Raw genomic sequence first — 13,018 nt, 5'->3', positions numbered from 1 at the left:
GACCCCGGCGCTGGTCGATGTGCCATGGCCGCGGGCGTATCGCATCGTCAACAGCAGCTTCCCGCCGATCGCCCTGTTCGAAGACGTCCTCGACCCCGAAGACCTCGAAGTCGCCTACGCCATCGAAGCACTGACCAACGATCGCCTGATCGAACAGGCCGGCGTGCTCGCCCGCGTACGCCCCGAAGATCGCCTGTCCGGCCCCGGCTCCAGCCCGGTGATGGCCGCCTTCACCCACGTCGGCAAACGCAGCCGTTTCAGTGACGGCACCTTCGGCGTCTACTACGCCGCCAGCAGCCAGGCAGCGGCGATTGCCGAGACCTGTTTTCATCAGGAGCGTTTTCTCGCTGCGACTCAGGAAGCTGATCTTGAATTGACCATGCGCACTTACGTCAATCGAGTGGTCAAGCCGCTGCATGATGTTCGCCAAGGCTTCGAAAGTCTGCATCAGCCTGACCCGGAAGCGTATGGGCCATCGCAGGCGTTCGCGCGGCAACTGCGCGATGCTGAATCGTGGGGCTTGCTTTATAACAGCGTGCGAATGGCTGGGCATGAATGTGTCGCGGCGCTTCGGCCGCCGGCGGTTTCGATTCCCAAGCAGGGGAAGCATTTGCGCTATGTGTGGAGTGCGAACGAGCGCAAGATTTCGATCGTGTTTGAGATTAATCAGGTTTGAGACTGAAATGCCTTGCGTCAAAACGGTAACGGAACAGCTGGTGTTCAATTGAGGCCTCAGCTGTACCCATTAGAGAAAGTGTGATGTTCGAATACTCCTTGGATGTTCACGAAGAGCTGGGCAGCGTCTGGCTGACTTGCGCTGCTATTCCAGAGATGCACGCTGTCGGCGACACTCTGGGGGAGGCATTAGCTACCGCCATCGATGCGATTGAGACGGCATTTTCCATCTATGTGGATGATCGCCGGTTGATCCCAACTGCTCACACAGAAGAGCAGGAAAACGGTGTTGTGTTGCGCCTTCCTGCACTGACTGCCGCGAAAGTTGCGCTTTGGAATTCGCTATTGGAGTCAGGTGTCAGCAAAGCCGAACTGGCGCGTCGTCTTGGTGTGCAACGGCCCCAGGTCGATCGGCTAGTTGATTTCCTGCACCACTCAAAAATCGAGAATGTCGAGCGCGCATTGCAACGGTTAGGGCGACGGATTTCTTTATCGGTGGAGGCGGCGTAGTTCAGCATTGAACGTTAGAAAGATCACCATATGAGGCGGTTCAGAGCGCAGCGTCCAAATATGACGCGGTATCTGCGTCGTTTTCGAGCGTTTACTACTGATAAACAGGCAGAGTTCAGCGGCTCGGCGGCAACCTTCCAAAGCGACTTGTAAGAGGGATAAACGATGGATCGTGAGAAGGAACAATTTCAGCAGGATTTGCTGGACTCTGTACGGCAAATGAATGCTGGAAAAGCTGCACGCGTCACCGAAGGCACGCTTTCACCACCAGTCGGCACGCCAGATAAGATGGGTGAAGTATCCGCACCCGAGAATTAACAAAGCTTCTGCATTTCCGTAGGGGCTTCGCTTTGTAGGGAAAGCACGAACGGGGCGGACCTATCTTTTCTTGTTTCAAAAGCGGTATTTGCGCCCAGTGATGCTAGCTTTGAATACAACATCTACTTGCTTGCTTATGCTTCAGTATCGAGCCAGTGCACTACTCAAGGAAAACGCGTAATGGATCTACATCATGAGTTTGAGAACAGCCAATTTTTCCACCGATCCCGTATCGATCGTCGCGCCGCCGATGCTTTGGTCGGGTTGGCCGCTGGGATTACAGCCGACGGTATCGTGAACATAGCTGAGGCGGTATTTCTAAAGCAGTGGTTGGAGGACAACCTCGCGCATTTGAACGATCCGGTGATCAATCTGCTGTATTCACGTTTGGCGTGCATGCTTCAGGACAATGCTCTAGACGTGGATGAGTCGCGAGAGCTGCTTGATATTCTGCGTAGTTTCTCAGGAGTGCGCATTGAGGGACCGAAGGATGGCGGTACTGCGGCCGTTATTCCTACAGACCTTCCATTCAACTCACCGGTCCCCGATTTGGTTTGGGACGGCCGAATGTTCGTCTTTACCGGCGTCATGGCCTTTGGGCCGCGTAAGGATTGTCAGGCGCTGGTCGAAGAACGAGGCGGCCTGATTGGGGGCAGCATCAGTAGAAAGGTGCATTACCTGGTGGTTGGTAGCGTGGGTAATGAGCAGTGGCGCCATAGCACTTATGGAACGAAGATCATGAAAGCCGTCGAGCTGCGTGAAGCGGGAGCGTCGATTGCCATTGTGGGTGAGGATCATTGGCAGAAGATGCTATTTGGTTGAAGTTGTTCGTTGGTGTTTTGGGAAACTCACCCCTGTGTTTTTGGTGTGTTAATCGTGTGCCTCCATCATATCGCTCTGATCGCGCGAGTTGCAGGCCGCCAATCGTAATTGGCGCGAACCACGACAGTGTGGATCAGCCCGCAACCTAACTCCCCTCAATCAAAGCCCGCTCTTCCAGCCAGATCTCTTGAACAAACTGATCTGTGATCGCATAAATCCCGTGCCCGCGTCGCATGATGATGTTTTCGGCAACCAGCGCAATCACCACCGGTTGAATCTCTTCGACACGCACTTCTCGCCCTACTGATTTTGAATATTCAGCCGCTGCGTCAGTGGAAAATATCCCGCGTGCATCGCCTTCAGTTGAGGCGATTTTGTTGAAGATGGCTTGGGCCAGGCTGCCCAGTTGTTCAACTTTTTCCAGCTCAATGCTCGCCGCCGCAGAGCGTAAAGTGCTGGCGATTACGGGCAGGAAAACGTCGGGCTCGCCCTCTTGCTGCAATAGCTGGCGCAGGGCTTTGAGCATCTCTTCAGGTCTGTTTCCCAAGGTATCGAACGCATCGATGGCGACTTCGAGGGAGGGCAGCCTCTCCTTCTTTACTGTCATTGCGAGTCGGTTGAGCAGGAATTCAACGTAATCGCCTTTGAGCAACGGGTAGGTGGCTGACGTGGCGCCGGAGAAGGCGTGGTTGCGTTTGGCGGTCAGTTCGCTGACTTGCGCCCTGTGGGAGCCGGTCCGGATGAAAAGGAAATAGCCCGGTGTATGTGGTCGTGGGTTGATTGCGTCCCGAGCGGCTTTGAGCGCCAAGAGTAACTGGTTGCCGTCATCGGAGGAGATGGCGTGCTGCACTTCATCGATGATCAATACCAGATCTGTCTTCGCTTGATCCACGACTTCTGTGAGTGCTTGCGCCAGTGTCGGTCCGTGGGGGCTGCCAATGCTGTCGAGTTTGAAGCCGAACTTGAATACTGCGGCGCCAGTTTCGACATTGCTGACGCGTCTGAATGTTTCCAGTACCGAGGAGCCCGGCGTTTGGAGATCTTTCAGAGTTTTTTGGATGGCGGTGTGTAAGAGCGTGGCTGGCTTAGCGAGAGTATTGCTCCACAGGTCGACGTAAATTACCAAAGCACCGCGATCTTCCAGTGCCGGGACAAGATCGTTCCTCAGAAATGTGGTTTTGCCTGTACGGCGCGGGCTGGACAGGAATAGGCCTGAGCGCAGACCTTCATCGAGTACGCTCGGACTCAAAAGCTGGTTTGCCATCGATTCAGCCAACTCAGAGCGCTGAAAGATGTTGCTCATCCAATTACCCCTGATTGTGGGCAAGCCATAATTATTGGCTGTTCATAATTCATTATAAAAATTGAGATTTGAACCGTTGGCGCAAACGCGGCGTTTGCCAGTTACGTCGCAAACAAGCAGAGCAGTAGAGCTTTACCTAAAAAGGGCAGGAGCAGGTCCTATCAAGGCGAGACGTCGCCCAAAAATATAAATACCCAGAAACAACAAAGCCCCTGCATTTCTGCAGGGGCTTCGTTTTGTATGGTGCCGGCACCAGGAGTCGAACCCGGGACCTACTGATTACAAGTCAGTTGCTCTACCAACTGAGCTATACCGGCGTGTGGGCGACGATTATAGCGATTGGGAAGATCCTGTAAACCCCTGAATTCAGACTATTTTTGCGTTGCTGCAAATCAGGCTCTGCGCAGTATGTTTCGCAGCTTCTGCGCGGCACGCACTGTGCGGCTGTTTTGCAGTGCATGCAGTTGGCTTTCAGCCTGCTCGGCGCGGTGCTGGGCGTCGGCGAGTTGTCTGGCGGTGTCGGGTTCGTCGGGGTTGAGCGGGTGGGCGAGGGCGTGGCCGCGGCAGAGCTGGAAGTTGTCAAGGTTGCAGGGTGGAAGCTCGAAGGCCGGTTTTAGGTTGAGGTGTTCGTCGGCGAGGAACCAGGTGTTGAGGCCGTCGAACATGACTGACTGATAGCCGGCGTCGGTGACCCGGTGTTCCCAGGTGTGATCGCGCAGCCATGGGGTTTCGATCAGGATGATCCATGGGCGGAAGCGGCTGAAGTCCATGCCACGCAGGACGGTTTCTTCGTGGCCTTCGACGTCGATCTTGAGAAAGTGGATGGGCCGGTCGGCGGCGTGTTGTTCGCAGATCGAAGTGAGTGTGCGGGCCTCGACCGTGAGATCGTGCACGTTCATGCCGAGGTCTTTGCGTTGTTGCGCAACGATGGGGTCGGCGGTGGACAGGCCGGTGTCCGGGATGCCGTAGAAGGTTACGGCGCCGGGCTGGTCGCTGGCGATGCATTGCAAGGTGGTGTCGCGCGGGCGTTGCTGGCAGAGCGCGTCGTAATAATTCTGCATCGGTTCGACGTTGATGCCGTGCCAGCCATGGTCGTAGAACGCTTTGGTGACCGAGTCGTGGCACGGATCATTGGCGCCGACGTCGATGTAGCAGCCGTGCTCGACCTGCTTGAGCGCGCGCCACAGGCGGACGTCTTCAAAGTTCTGTGCATAGGAGATGAACGTCACGGTCGCTTCCTGTCGGTCGGTTTTTATTGTTCAGGCATGTGCTGGCGAGGCGGTGAGGCTTTGTATAGCAAGGCTGGCGGACGCTCGCAATTATTCGCTTTGGATGCCCGGAATTCGGCGGTTATGCCGTTTTCATTGGCGGCTTATGCACAACGGGAAGCCTTGGTTAGCGACTTAGTCCGGTTTTTTAGCAGGCATTCTCATTTTGTATGCAAATTGCTGTTTTGCCGGTTTTTTATTTATGTGAACAAAAAATGACCAGAGCAGCAGAAGGGCCGAAACAGGCGCATATATCGGATCCAAGCGAATTTCATTAACAGAGTTATCCACAGATTGGCGGACTCTTATCCGCGCTGGGCCAAGAGCAGCAGATTACGCGGCGTTAGCGCCGTTTCGCAGAATATGCCCAGACGCACGGCATAGCCTTGCTCGACCAGAAAAAGCGCGCGATCCAGATTCAGCCAAAGCTCCAGCGGCCGGCGGAAGAGCCCGCGCAGCAATTCCAGGTTGCGCACTTCGGCCAGACGCTGCCAACCGGCGGCTTCCAGACGCTCCCAATCCGTCGAGCCGGTTGTGGATAAGTCTTTGAGGGCGGCGAGATCGCGGCAGTAGTCAGCAAACGGTTTATCCAGCCAGGCGCTTGGCAATGACGGGGTGGGCAGATATTCGTTAACGCCACGCAGCTGCCGTTGCAGCAAGTCGAAGGCCAGGCGTCGCGCCATGGACGTGTCGCGCTGGCGTCGGACTCGTGCGCCGGCGGTGACGGTTTCGCTCATCGGCAGAGCCAGATCTTCCCGCGATAACCGTAGGGAAGATCGCAGTCCGGCGTAGGACAACGCCTGATATTCGCTGCGTTCGATGCGGTTGTAGCAGCACGGCGCAACCGCCATTTGCTGACACCCGGCCGCGCTGGCCAGTTGCATCAAGCGAACATGCAGATCGCCGCAAGCGTGGAGCGCGACGGGGGTGTGGGCAGCGCTCAGGACTGTGCACGCGTCGGCCGCCAGCACGTCCTGTTCGATATGCAGAGCATGCAAATGGTGACGCTGACTCAGTGCCTGACCGCTGGCGACCAGCGCAGGATCGTACTCAACACACGTCAGTTGTTGCCCTGCGTTGAGCAACCGCCGGCCCAGATGACCTTTGCCCGAACACCAGTCCAGCCAATGCATCGGCTGCGCTGAAAAAGCCAAGCGGCTGGCAAACGCCTCGATCTGCTGCCACTTGCGCCCCGGTACATCGACATTCAATCGATGGCCGGCGGTTTCCAGCGCATGCGCCGGCAGCGAACCGACCGCGCTCAATTCAGCCGACAGCTTCGCCAGTGAGGTAAACGGTTCTGGCGCATCGACAAGATCAGCAGGGTGATTGTGAGCGTTCTCGGCGTCTTCCAACGATCGCCCGCGTAGCCATGAAGCCAATTCGGGGAAGGACGTTTCCCAAGCCAGTGAACGATGGGTGAACGGACGAGGCTTCCACAACGCCTGATGCGCCGTGAGAAAAGCATCCAGCGCGGTGAAGCGGGCGAGTAGGGCCTCGCCCGTCAGCACGTCGGAAGATTCAGCGGCCCTGGCAGGCATCGACGCGCAGCCAGCGCTCTAGCTGCTTGAATGCCTGAACCAGAACAAACGACATCAACAAATAGATGACGCCGGCGGTAAAGAACATGTCAACGTTCAGGTAGTTGCGAGCAATGATTGTGCGGGTGATACCAGTGAGCTCGAGTAACGTCACCGTGCTCGCCAGAGAGCTGGCCTTGAGCATCAGAATCACTTCGTTGCTATACGCCGGCAGGCCGATGCGCGCGGCACGGGGTAGCACGATATAGAACATGGCCTTGGCTCTCGACATGCCCAATGCCCGTGCGGCTTCAATTTCGCCTGGCGGGATGGCCTGGATGGCGCCTCGCAGGATCTCGGCGATATAGGCTGCTGTGTGCAAGGTCATGGTGGCCACGGCGCACCAGAAGGGTTCGCGCAGATAGACCCACATGAAACTGTTGCGTACGGCTTCAAACTGAGCGAGCCCGTAATAGACCAGAAACAGTTGCACGAGCAACGGCGTACCACGAAAAAAGAAGATGTACGCATAAGGAACTGCGCGCACGAACCAGAGCTTGGAAGAGCGAGCAATTCCCAATGGAATCGCCAGCAACAGCCCCAGAATTACGGCAATGCTCACAAGCTCAAGTGTCAGGACGGCGCCTTGAAAGAACTTTGGCAGCCACTTGTAGATGACTTCCCATTCCATTAAGGCGTCCTCACCAGGCCGCGAGCGGCGCGTTTTTCCAGGAAGTGCATAGTGGTCATGGCCAGGATCGTCAGGCCCAGATAAATAAAGGCTGCGACCAGAAAGAAAGTAAATGGATGTTTGGCGAAGGTTACGGCGTTCTGCGCATTGCGCATGATTTCTTCCAGTCCGATGACCGATACCAGCGCAGTGTCTTTCATCAGAATCATGAACAGGTTACCCAGACCCGGCAGGGCAATCCGCCACATCTGCGGCATGATGAGTCTGGTGAAGATTCGCCATTTCGACAGGCCCAACGCCAGGCCTGCCTCTCGGTGACCTTTCGGAATAGCCAGGATGGCACCGCGAAATACTTCCGTGGCATAGGCGCCGAAACACAGGCCCAGAGCGGTTACGCCCGCGACAAAGGGGCTTAGCGCCAGTTCGGGATGACCAAAATATGCGCCAATGGCATTCATCGTGTTGATGGTACCGAAGTAGATCAACAGCACCCAGAGCAATTCCGGAACGCCACGTACCAGTGTCGAATAAGTGCCGCCAAGCCATTGCAACGGCTTGTACGGGGATGTCTTGGCCAAGGCGCCGAGCAGGCCGAGCACCAGGCCCAGGCACAGGGCGGTGAGGGCCAGTTGGACGGTCATCAGCGCGCCGGCAGCAAGCGCCGGGCCGAATCCGTAGAGGTCGATAATCATGGATTTCTGTTCAAATTGCGGCAGGCAAAGTCGGGAGCCGGCGCCGCTTGGTCACAGCGCCAGTCCGACAGGTCAGATCAATAGATGCTGAACGGGAAGTACTTGTCGTTGATTTTCTTATAGGTACCGTCAGCGACGATTTCCTTCAGGGCGGCGTTCAGCTTCTCGCGCAGTGGATCACCCTTGCGCACAGCGATGCCGATCTTGTCGCTTTCGACGACCGGGTCGCCCTTGAACTCGTAGTTCTTGCCTGCGTCGGTTTTCAGCCAGTCGTAGTTGGCGTACTTGTCGGCGAGGATCGCGTCGACACGACCGGAGGTCAGGTCGAGGTAGGCGTTTTCCTGGGTGTCGTAAAGGCTGACCGAGATGTCATCACCGTAAGTATCCTCCAGCCAGATGCCGGCCAGCGTCGCGCGCTGGGTACCGATCTTCTTGCCTTTGAGCGAATCCTTGTCGGTTTTGAAATCGACGTTTTTCGGTGCAATGAACTGCAGCTTGTTCGAGTAGTACGGGTCGGTGAAGTCCACCGCGCCCTTGCGCTCGTCGGTGATCGACAGCGAGGAGATCAGAAAGTCGAACTTCTTCGCGTTCAGGGCCGGAATGATGCCGTCCCAATCGGAAGTGACCACGCTGCATTCGACTTTCATCTTCGCGCACAGGGCGTCGCCGATTTCCTTGTCGAAGCCGACAACCTGGCCGCTGGCGTCTTTGTTGTTGAACGGCGGGTAGGCCGCTTCGATGCCCATCTTCAGTGTCTCAGCCATGGCGCCGGCGCTGAACGCCAGGGTGACGGCGGCGGCCAGGAAGACCTTTTTGAAATTCTGCATGCATGTTGCTCCGTTAGCGGTTGCTGGACATGAATTGTTTGCAGCGCGCCGAAAGCGGGTTTTCGAACACCTGCTGTGGCGATCCTTGCTCTTCTATAAGGCCCTGATGAAGGAACACCACTTCGCTGGAAACCTGACGGGCGAAGCCCATTTCGTGGGTCACGAGCAACATGGTGCGGCCTTCTTCGGCCAATGCGCGGATGACACTAAGTACTTCCTGAACCATTTCCGGGTCAAGCGCGGAGGTGGGCTCGTCGAACAGGATCACCTTCGGCTGCATCGCCAATGTGCGGGCGATGGCCGCGCGTTGTTGCTGACCGCCGGACAGTTGCGCCGGATAGGCGTGGCGCTTGTCGGCGATGCCGACCTTGGCCAGCAGTGCTTCGGCGACTTCGATGGCTTCGGCCTTGCTCTGGCCGAGCACGCGACGCGGGGCTTCGATGACGTTGTCGAGCACGCTCATGTGCGGCCACAGATTAAAGTTTTGAAATACAAAACCAATCTCCGAGCGCAGGCGATTGATCTGTTTGCCGTCGGCGGCAACCAGTTCGCCGTTCTTCGCGGCTTTGAGCTTGAGTTCTTCCCCGGCTACCAGAATCTGGCCCTGGTGCGGGTTTTCCAGCAGATTGATGCAGCGCAGGAAGGTGGACTTGCCGGAACCGGAGGAACCGAGGATCGAGATCACGTCGCCATCGCGGGCGGTCAGCGATATGCCTTTGAGCACCTCAAGCTGTCCGTAGCGTTTGTGCAAGTTGCGGATTTCCAGCGCGGGCGTGGCCTCAGCCATGTGCGTTCCTCATATATGTTGCGCTCCTGCTGTTGGCGGGCCTTCCAGGCGAGGCGGCCAAGCTAGCATAGCGTTTCAATGGCAGCCAACAGCGCTACGAGCGGTAATCGGGTGGCCTGTGGCAGGGTGTCGCATCGGCGCAGCAGACTGTCGCCCCATCAACAACCGAACGGGTGTTTGATCAAGCACGCCCGTGGGTGTCGCGTAAAAAAAGGCGCGATGTTGCCAGCTTTGGCGGGGTGTTGGAAGCGCTATCCGGCCGATCGTTACCGATTCGCCCTTTTTCTGTGCGTCGGAGACTTTTTCTGTGTGTTGCTGGTGCGCGGATTTGTCCTGAATGTGAGTCGCAGGGTAACGCTCTGGCGAATTGCCATTGAACTCAAGGACTTGCATCGGATGCCGTATACCCCGGCATACAAGGGTATGAAACATTTTGGCGCAAATCTTGCGTGCAGAATAAGGAACAGCCCGTTGGATTCTTTTTACGAGAGAGAATTTTCAGACCGGCCGGATGCACCCGCTTTCCTTGCAAAGGTAGTCTCTATGAGCAGTACCCCAAGCTCCAATGGCCTCGAACAGGGGCTCAAACCGCGTCATGTGACCATGTTGTCGATCGCCGGTGTGATCGGCGCCGGTCTGTTCGTTGGCTCCGGCCACGCCATCGCTGCCGCCGGCCCGGCCGTGCTGCTGGCTTACGCTGCTGCCGGTACCTTGGTGGTGCTGGTGATGCGCATGCTCGGCGAAATGGCCGTCGCGTCGCCGGACACCGGTTCTTTCTCGACCTACGCCGACCGCGCGATCGGGCATTGGGCCGGTTTCACCATCGGCTGGTTGTACTGGTGGTTCTGGGTACTGGTGATTCCACTGGAAGCCAACGCCGCTGCGACCATCCTGCACGCATGGTTCCCGGGCGTGGATATCTGGGCTTTTGCGCTGGTCATCACCATGCTGCTGACCGTGACCAACCTGTTCAGCGTGAAGAATTACGGTGAGTTCGAGTTCTGGTTCGCTTTGATCAAGGTGTTGGCAATCATCGGCTTTATCGCTCTCGGCCTCGCTGCTATTTTCGGCGTCCTGCCGACCAGTCAGGTCAGCGGCGTTTCGCACCTGTTCGACAGCGGCGGCTTCCTGCCCAATGGCATGGGCGCTGTGCTGGGCGCGATCCTGACCACCATGTTCTCCTTCATGGGCACCGAGATCGTCACCATCGCGGCGGCGGAATCGAAAGACCCGGGCAAGCAGATCTCCAAGGCCACCAACTCGGTGATCTGGCGGATCGGCCTGTTCTATCTGGTGTCGATCTTCATCGTCGTGGCGCTGGTGCCATGGAACGATCCTACGCTGGCCAACCTCGGCTCCTACCAGACTGTGCTTGAGCGCATGGGCATCCCGAACGCCAAGATGATCGTCGACATCGTCGTGCTGGTGGCGGTGACCAGCTGCCTGAACTCGGCGCTGTACACGTCTTCGCGCATGCTGTTCTCGCTCGGCAAGCGCGGCGACGCCCCGGCCATGTCGACCCGCACCAACAAGAGCGGCACGCCTTACTGGGCAGTCATGTTGTCGACCGGCGCAGCGTTCCTTTGCACCTTCGCCAATTACGTCGCACCGGCTGCGGTGTTCGAGTTCCTGCTGGCCAGCTCCGGCGCCATTGCCCTGCTGGTGTACCTGGTGATCGCCTTCTCGCAACTGCGCATGCGCAAGCAGCTCGTGGCACGCGGCGAGAAAATTGTCTTCAGCATGTGGCTGTTCCCGGGGCTGACCTACGCGGTGATCATCTTCATCATCGCGGCGCTGACCATCATGCTGTTCCAGGAAGCCCATCGCGTCGAAATCCTCGCCACAGGCCTGCTGAGTCTGATGGTGGTGGCTGCCGGTTTGCTGGTGGCACGCCGCCGTCGTCAGGAAAAGCTCAGTGTTGCCGTGGCACGGTAATTCAATCCGCTTTCCTGGACGTAAGGGCCAGGCGACCGCGATCAGAGATGATCGCGGTCGTTTTCTTTGGGCATTCCTTAACTCGATCCAGGCATGCTTGTGATGGACACAGTGATGGCGAGATAGTAGCCTTCTCCGAAAATGTGTATCCCGGTGTTACGGGTGCATTGGAGTTTCAGGACACGGATTGTTCGTCACGCCCCCGCCTTGCAGCCAAAGCCGTCGACCCTTTCCAGCCTGCTCCTCATCGTGCGCGTCAGCCACGGTGCATTTTCTGCTGCCGACTTTTCAAGAGCGGCACGCAGTAGAAGCTGAGTCGAATTGGCCCGGCCATTCAGCGACCCCCATCAGGGCATCAAGGAGAGACATGTATGGCGTTTACATCGGTTGTATTCAAAAACCCTAATACCGGTGCGATGAAAGAAGCGCCGATCGGCTTTTCGTGGACTGTGTTTTTCTTCAGTTTCCTGCCGCCGCTGTTCCGTGGTGACATCAAATGGGCAGCGATCATGTTTGTCCTGGCCTGCATGACCTTCGGTTTAAGCAATATCGTATTCATGTTCATCTACAACAAACTGTACGTACGCGACTTGATCGGCGCCGGTTACAAGGCTCAATCCATTGCCAGTGGCGACCTGAATTACGTCAGTTCGAAAATCGGTATGGAGATCCCGCGGCTGGAAGCAGCAGCGATCTGATAGCGAACATCCGGCTTAAAAAAACGGGCGCAATCATCACTGATTGCGCCCGTTTTTTTGCGCCCGGAATTAACGCCAGGCGTTATTCGGCTTTCGCTTCGCTGTCGTCTACCGATTTACTGTAAGTATCCAGCGCTATCCCGAAATCGGTGATGAACTGCGGTTCGCTCAGCCAGGCCTGGGCTTCTTCGATGGTCATGCCGTCGGCCCACATGCGGTAGTCGATCAGCATGTCTGCGGCCAGGTGGGTGGCGGCCATGCCTTCGTTGTCGGCGTTTTCCATGTCCAGCAGTTCAGGATGGTCGACGATGATGAAGGCCAGTTCGCGCAGCAGCGTCAGCAACATCTCATCGCGGCTGACGGCTTCGGCGTCGCGCATTTTGCTGAACATCGCCAGGGTGTATTCCGGGATCGGCTCGGCGAGGTGACCGAGGTCTTCGTCCTGATCCAGCGGCTTGCGACCGACCATGCGGATTTGCTTGGCTTTGGCCTTGGCGCGTTTGGCGCGTTTCTGTTGCTTGTTCAGGGATGCCATGGGAACTCAGTTCTTCTGTTGGGTTTGCGCGGCGATCGCGTCGGACGCGGCCACATAGTCGGCCTGGAAGGCCGGGGATTCGATCCACGCCAGCGCGCCGGCCTCATCGGTTTCCTGCGACCACTGGCGATATTCGATCAGCGCGGCGAGGATGAAATCCATCGCGCCTTCTTCGCCTTCCTGCTCATAGACCAGTTCCAGCAGCGGGTCTTCGAGGAACGCGCTGCACATCGCTTGCTGGCTGATCTTTTCGGCGTCGATCATCTTCTTGAACAGCTCGGTGAGGTCCACCGATTCGAAGTCGATGCGGTCGTCGTTCGGGTCCAGTTCGACCGGCGCCTCGGCGCGTTTGGTGCGGTTCTGCTTGGCCTTGGTCTTGGCCCGGGCGGCGCGTTTTTGCTGCTTGTTGGCGGAGGCCATGATGTGTTCCGTCGTGC

General features: G+C 57.3%; 14 protein-coding genes, 1 tRNA gene and 1 pseudogene. 6 read left to right on the top strand and 10 right to left on the bottom strand.

Annotated elements, in window-relative coordinates; genetic code table 11:
- The first annotated feature begins 10 nt into the window (after window positions 1-10).
- The 4 genes and pseudogenes from ACGSLL_RS10940 to ACGSLL_RS10925 all read left to right on the top strand — a co-directional run bounded on the left by ACGSLL_RS10940 (window position 11) and on the right by ACGSLL_RS10925 (window position 2,325).
- Window positions 11-676: an RES family NAD+ phosphorylase gene (locus tag ACGSLL_RS10940; RefSeq protein WP_394505916.1), complete on the top strand. Its 666-nt coding sequence runs from the start codon at window positions 11-13 to the stop codon at window positions 674-676.
- An 83-nt stretch (window positions 677-759) separates the two neighbouring features.
- The gene (locus tag ACGSLL_RS10935) at window positions 760-1,185 is read left to right on the top strand and encodes a type II toxin-antitoxin system HicB family antitoxin (protein ID WP_394505664.1); all 426 of its coding nucleotides are present in this window, start codon (window positions 760-762) and stop codon (window positions 1,183-1,185) included.
- A gap of 165 nt (window positions 1,186-1,350) precedes the next feature.
- Window positions 1,351-1,479 (top strand): annotated as a pseudogene (locus ACGSLL_RS10930) (helix-turn-helix domain-containing protein); the annotation flags it as partial.
- Between the two features lie 204 nt (window positions 1,480-1,683).
- On the top strand, window positions 1,684-2,325 hold the full coding sequence (locus ACGSLL_RS10925; RefSeq protein WP_394505662.1) for a BRCT domain-containing protein: 642 nt from the start codon (window positions 1,684-1,686) through the stop codon (window positions 2,323-2,325).
- 145 nt (window positions 2,326-2,470) lie between these two features.
- On the opposite strand, the gene ACGSLL_RS10920 is transcribed toward ACGSLL_RS10925, so the two are convergent.
- The 8 genes from ACGSLL_RS10920 to ACGSLL_RS10885 form a co-directional block, all read right to left on the bottom strand.
- Window positions 2,471-3,628, bottom strand: a complete 1,158-nt coding sequence (locus tag ACGSLL_RS10920; RefSeq protein WP_394505660.1) for an ATP-binding protein — start codon at window positions 3,626-3,628, stop codon at window positions 2,471-2,473.
- Window positions 3,629-3,869: 241 nt separating this feature from the next.
- Window positions 3,870-3,945, bottom strand: a tRNA-Thr gene (locus ACGSLL_RS10915).
- Window positions 3,946-4,020: 75 nt separating this feature from the next.
- Window positions 4,021-4,857, bottom strand: coding sequence for an FkbM family methyltransferase (locus ACGSLL_RS10910; protein WP_394505658.1), 837 nt, complete (start codon window positions 4,855-4,857; stop codon window positions 4,021-4,023).
- Between the two features lie 344 nt (window positions 4,858-5,201).
- Window positions 5,202-6,437 (bottom strand): methyltransferase, encoded by a 1,236-nt coding sequence (locus tag ACGSLL_RS10905; RefSeq protein WP_394505656.1) that lies wholly within the window; start codon window positions 6,435-6,437, stop codon window positions 5,202-5,204.
- Window positions 6,418-7,107, bottom strand: a complete 690-nt coding sequence (locus tag ACGSLL_RS10900; protein WP_394505654.1) for an ABC transporter permease — start codon at window positions 7,105-7,107, stop codon at window positions 6,418-6,420. Before ACGSLL_RS10900 ends, ACGSLL_RS10905 begins: the two co-directional genes overlap by 20 nt.
- On the bottom strand, window positions 7,107-7,799 hold the full coding sequence (locus ACGSLL_RS10895; protein WP_394505652.1) for an ABC transporter permease: 693 nt from the start codon (window positions 7,797-7,799) through the stop codon (window positions 7,107-7,109). Before ACGSLL_RS10895 ends, ACGSLL_RS10900 begins: the two co-directional genes overlap by 1 nt.
- A 77-nt stretch (window positions 7,800-7,876) precedes the next feature.
- A complete protein-coding gene (locus ACGSLL_RS10890; protein ID WP_394505650.1) occupies window positions 7,877-8,626 on the bottom strand; it encodes an ABC transporter substrate-binding protein in 750 nt (249 codons plus the stop codon).
- A 13-nt stretch (window positions 8,627-8,639) separates the two neighbouring features.
- The gene (locus tag ACGSLL_RS10885) at window positions 8,640-9,413 is read right to left on the bottom strand and encodes an ABC transporter ATP-binding protein (RefSeq protein ID WP_039756564.1); all 774 of its coding nucleotides are present in this window, start codon (window positions 9,411-9,413) and stop codon (window positions 8,640-8,642) included.
- Window positions 9,414-9,956: 543 nt separating this feature from the next.
- Here ACGSLL_RS10885 and gabP point away from each other — a divergent pair.
- Window positions 9,957-11,348, top strand: a complete 1,392-nt coding sequence (gene gabP, locus ACGSLL_RS10880) for a GABA permease (RefSeq protein WP_394505647.1) — start codon at window positions 9,957-9,959, stop codon at window positions 11,346-11,348.
- 371 nt (window positions 11,349-11,719) lie between these two features.
- Entirely contained in the window at window positions 11,720-12,046 is a 327-nt protein-coding gene (locus tag ACGSLL_RS10875; protein WP_394505645.1) for a hypothetical protein, read from the top strand.
- An 82-nt stretch (window positions 12,047-12,128) separates the two neighbouring features.
- Here the strand turns inward: ACGSLL_RS10875 and ACGSLL_RS10870 are convergent, their stop codons facing one another.
- Together ACGSLL_RS10870 and ACGSLL_RS10865 are read right to left on the bottom strand one after the other, a co-directional pair.
- Window positions 12,129-12,581, bottom strand: a complete 453-nt coding sequence (locus ACGSLL_RS10870) for a hypothetical protein (RefSeq protein ID WP_394505643.1) — start codon at window positions 12,579-12,581, stop codon at window positions 12,129-12,131.
- A 6-nt stretch (window positions 12,582-12,587) separates the two neighbouring features.
- A complete protein-coding gene (locus tag ACGSLL_RS10865) occupies window positions 12,588-13,001 on the bottom strand; it encodes a hypothetical protein (protein WP_208939122.1) in 414 nt (137 codons plus the stop codon).
- Between the last annotated feature and the right edge of the window lie 17 nt (window positions 13,002-13,018).

The sequence above is a fragment of the Pseudomonas retamae genome (genome assembly GCF_043496865.1).
GTDB classification, from domain to species: domain Bacteria; phylum Pseudomonadota; class Gammaproteobacteria; order Pseudomonadales; family Pseudomonadaceae; genus Aquipseudomonas; species Aquipseudomonas retamae.
This window is presented reverse-complemented; position numbering and strand designations above follow the sequence as displayed.

Excerpts from the sequence above, each read along its gene's own strand:
- ACGSLL_RS10935 (WP_394505664.1), top strand. The coding sequence starts at position 760 with ATGTTCGAATACTCCTTGGATGTTCACGAAGAGCTGGGCAGCGTCTGG.
- ACGSLL_RS10925 (WP_394505662.1), top strand. The coding sequence starts at position 1,684 with ATGGATCTACATCATGAGTTTGAGAACAGCCAATTTTTCCACCGATCC.
- ACGSLL_RS10920 (WP_394505660.1), bottom strand. The coding sequence starts at position 3,628 with ATGAGCAACATCTTTCAGCGCTCTGAGTTGGCTGAATCGATGGCAAAC.
- ACGSLL_RS10905 (WP_394505656.1), bottom strand. The coding sequence starts at position 6,437 with ATGCCTGCCAGGGCCGCTGAATCTTCCGACGTGCTGACGGGCGAGGCC.
- ACGSLL_RS10900 (WP_394505654.1), bottom strand. The coding sequence starts at position 7,107 with ATGGAATGGGAAGTCATCTACAAGTGGCTGCCAAAGTTCTTTCAAGGC.
- ACGSLL_RS10895 (WP_394505652.1), bottom strand. The coding sequence starts at position 7,799 with ATGATTATCGACCTCTACGGATTCGGCCCGGCGCTTGCTGCCGGCGCG.
- ACGSLL_RS10890 (WP_394505650.1), bottom strand. The coding sequence starts at position 8,626 with ATGCAGAATTTCAAAAAGGTCTTCCTGGCCGCCGCCGTCACCCTGGCG.
- ACGSLL_RS10885 (WP_039756564.1), bottom strand. The coding sequence starts at position 9,413 with ATGGCTGAGGCCACGCCCGCGCTGGAAATCCGCAACTTGCACAAACGC.
- gabP (WP_394505647.1), top strand. The coding sequence starts at position 9,957 with ATGAGCAGTACCCCAAGCTCCAATGGCCTCGAACAGGGGCTCAAACCG.
- ACGSLL_RS10875 (WP_394505645.1), top strand. The coding sequence starts at position 11,720 with ATGGCGTTTACATCGGTTGTATTCAAAAACCCTAATACCGGTGCGATG.
- ACGSLL_RS10870 (WP_394505643.1), bottom strand. The coding sequence starts at position 12,581 with ATGGCATCCCTGAACAAGCAACAGAAACGCGCCAAACGCGCCAAGGCC.
- ACGSLL_RS10865 (WP_208939122.1), bottom strand. The coding sequence starts at position 13,001 with ATGGCCTCCGCCAACAAGCAGCAAAAACGCGCCGCCCGGGCCAAGACC.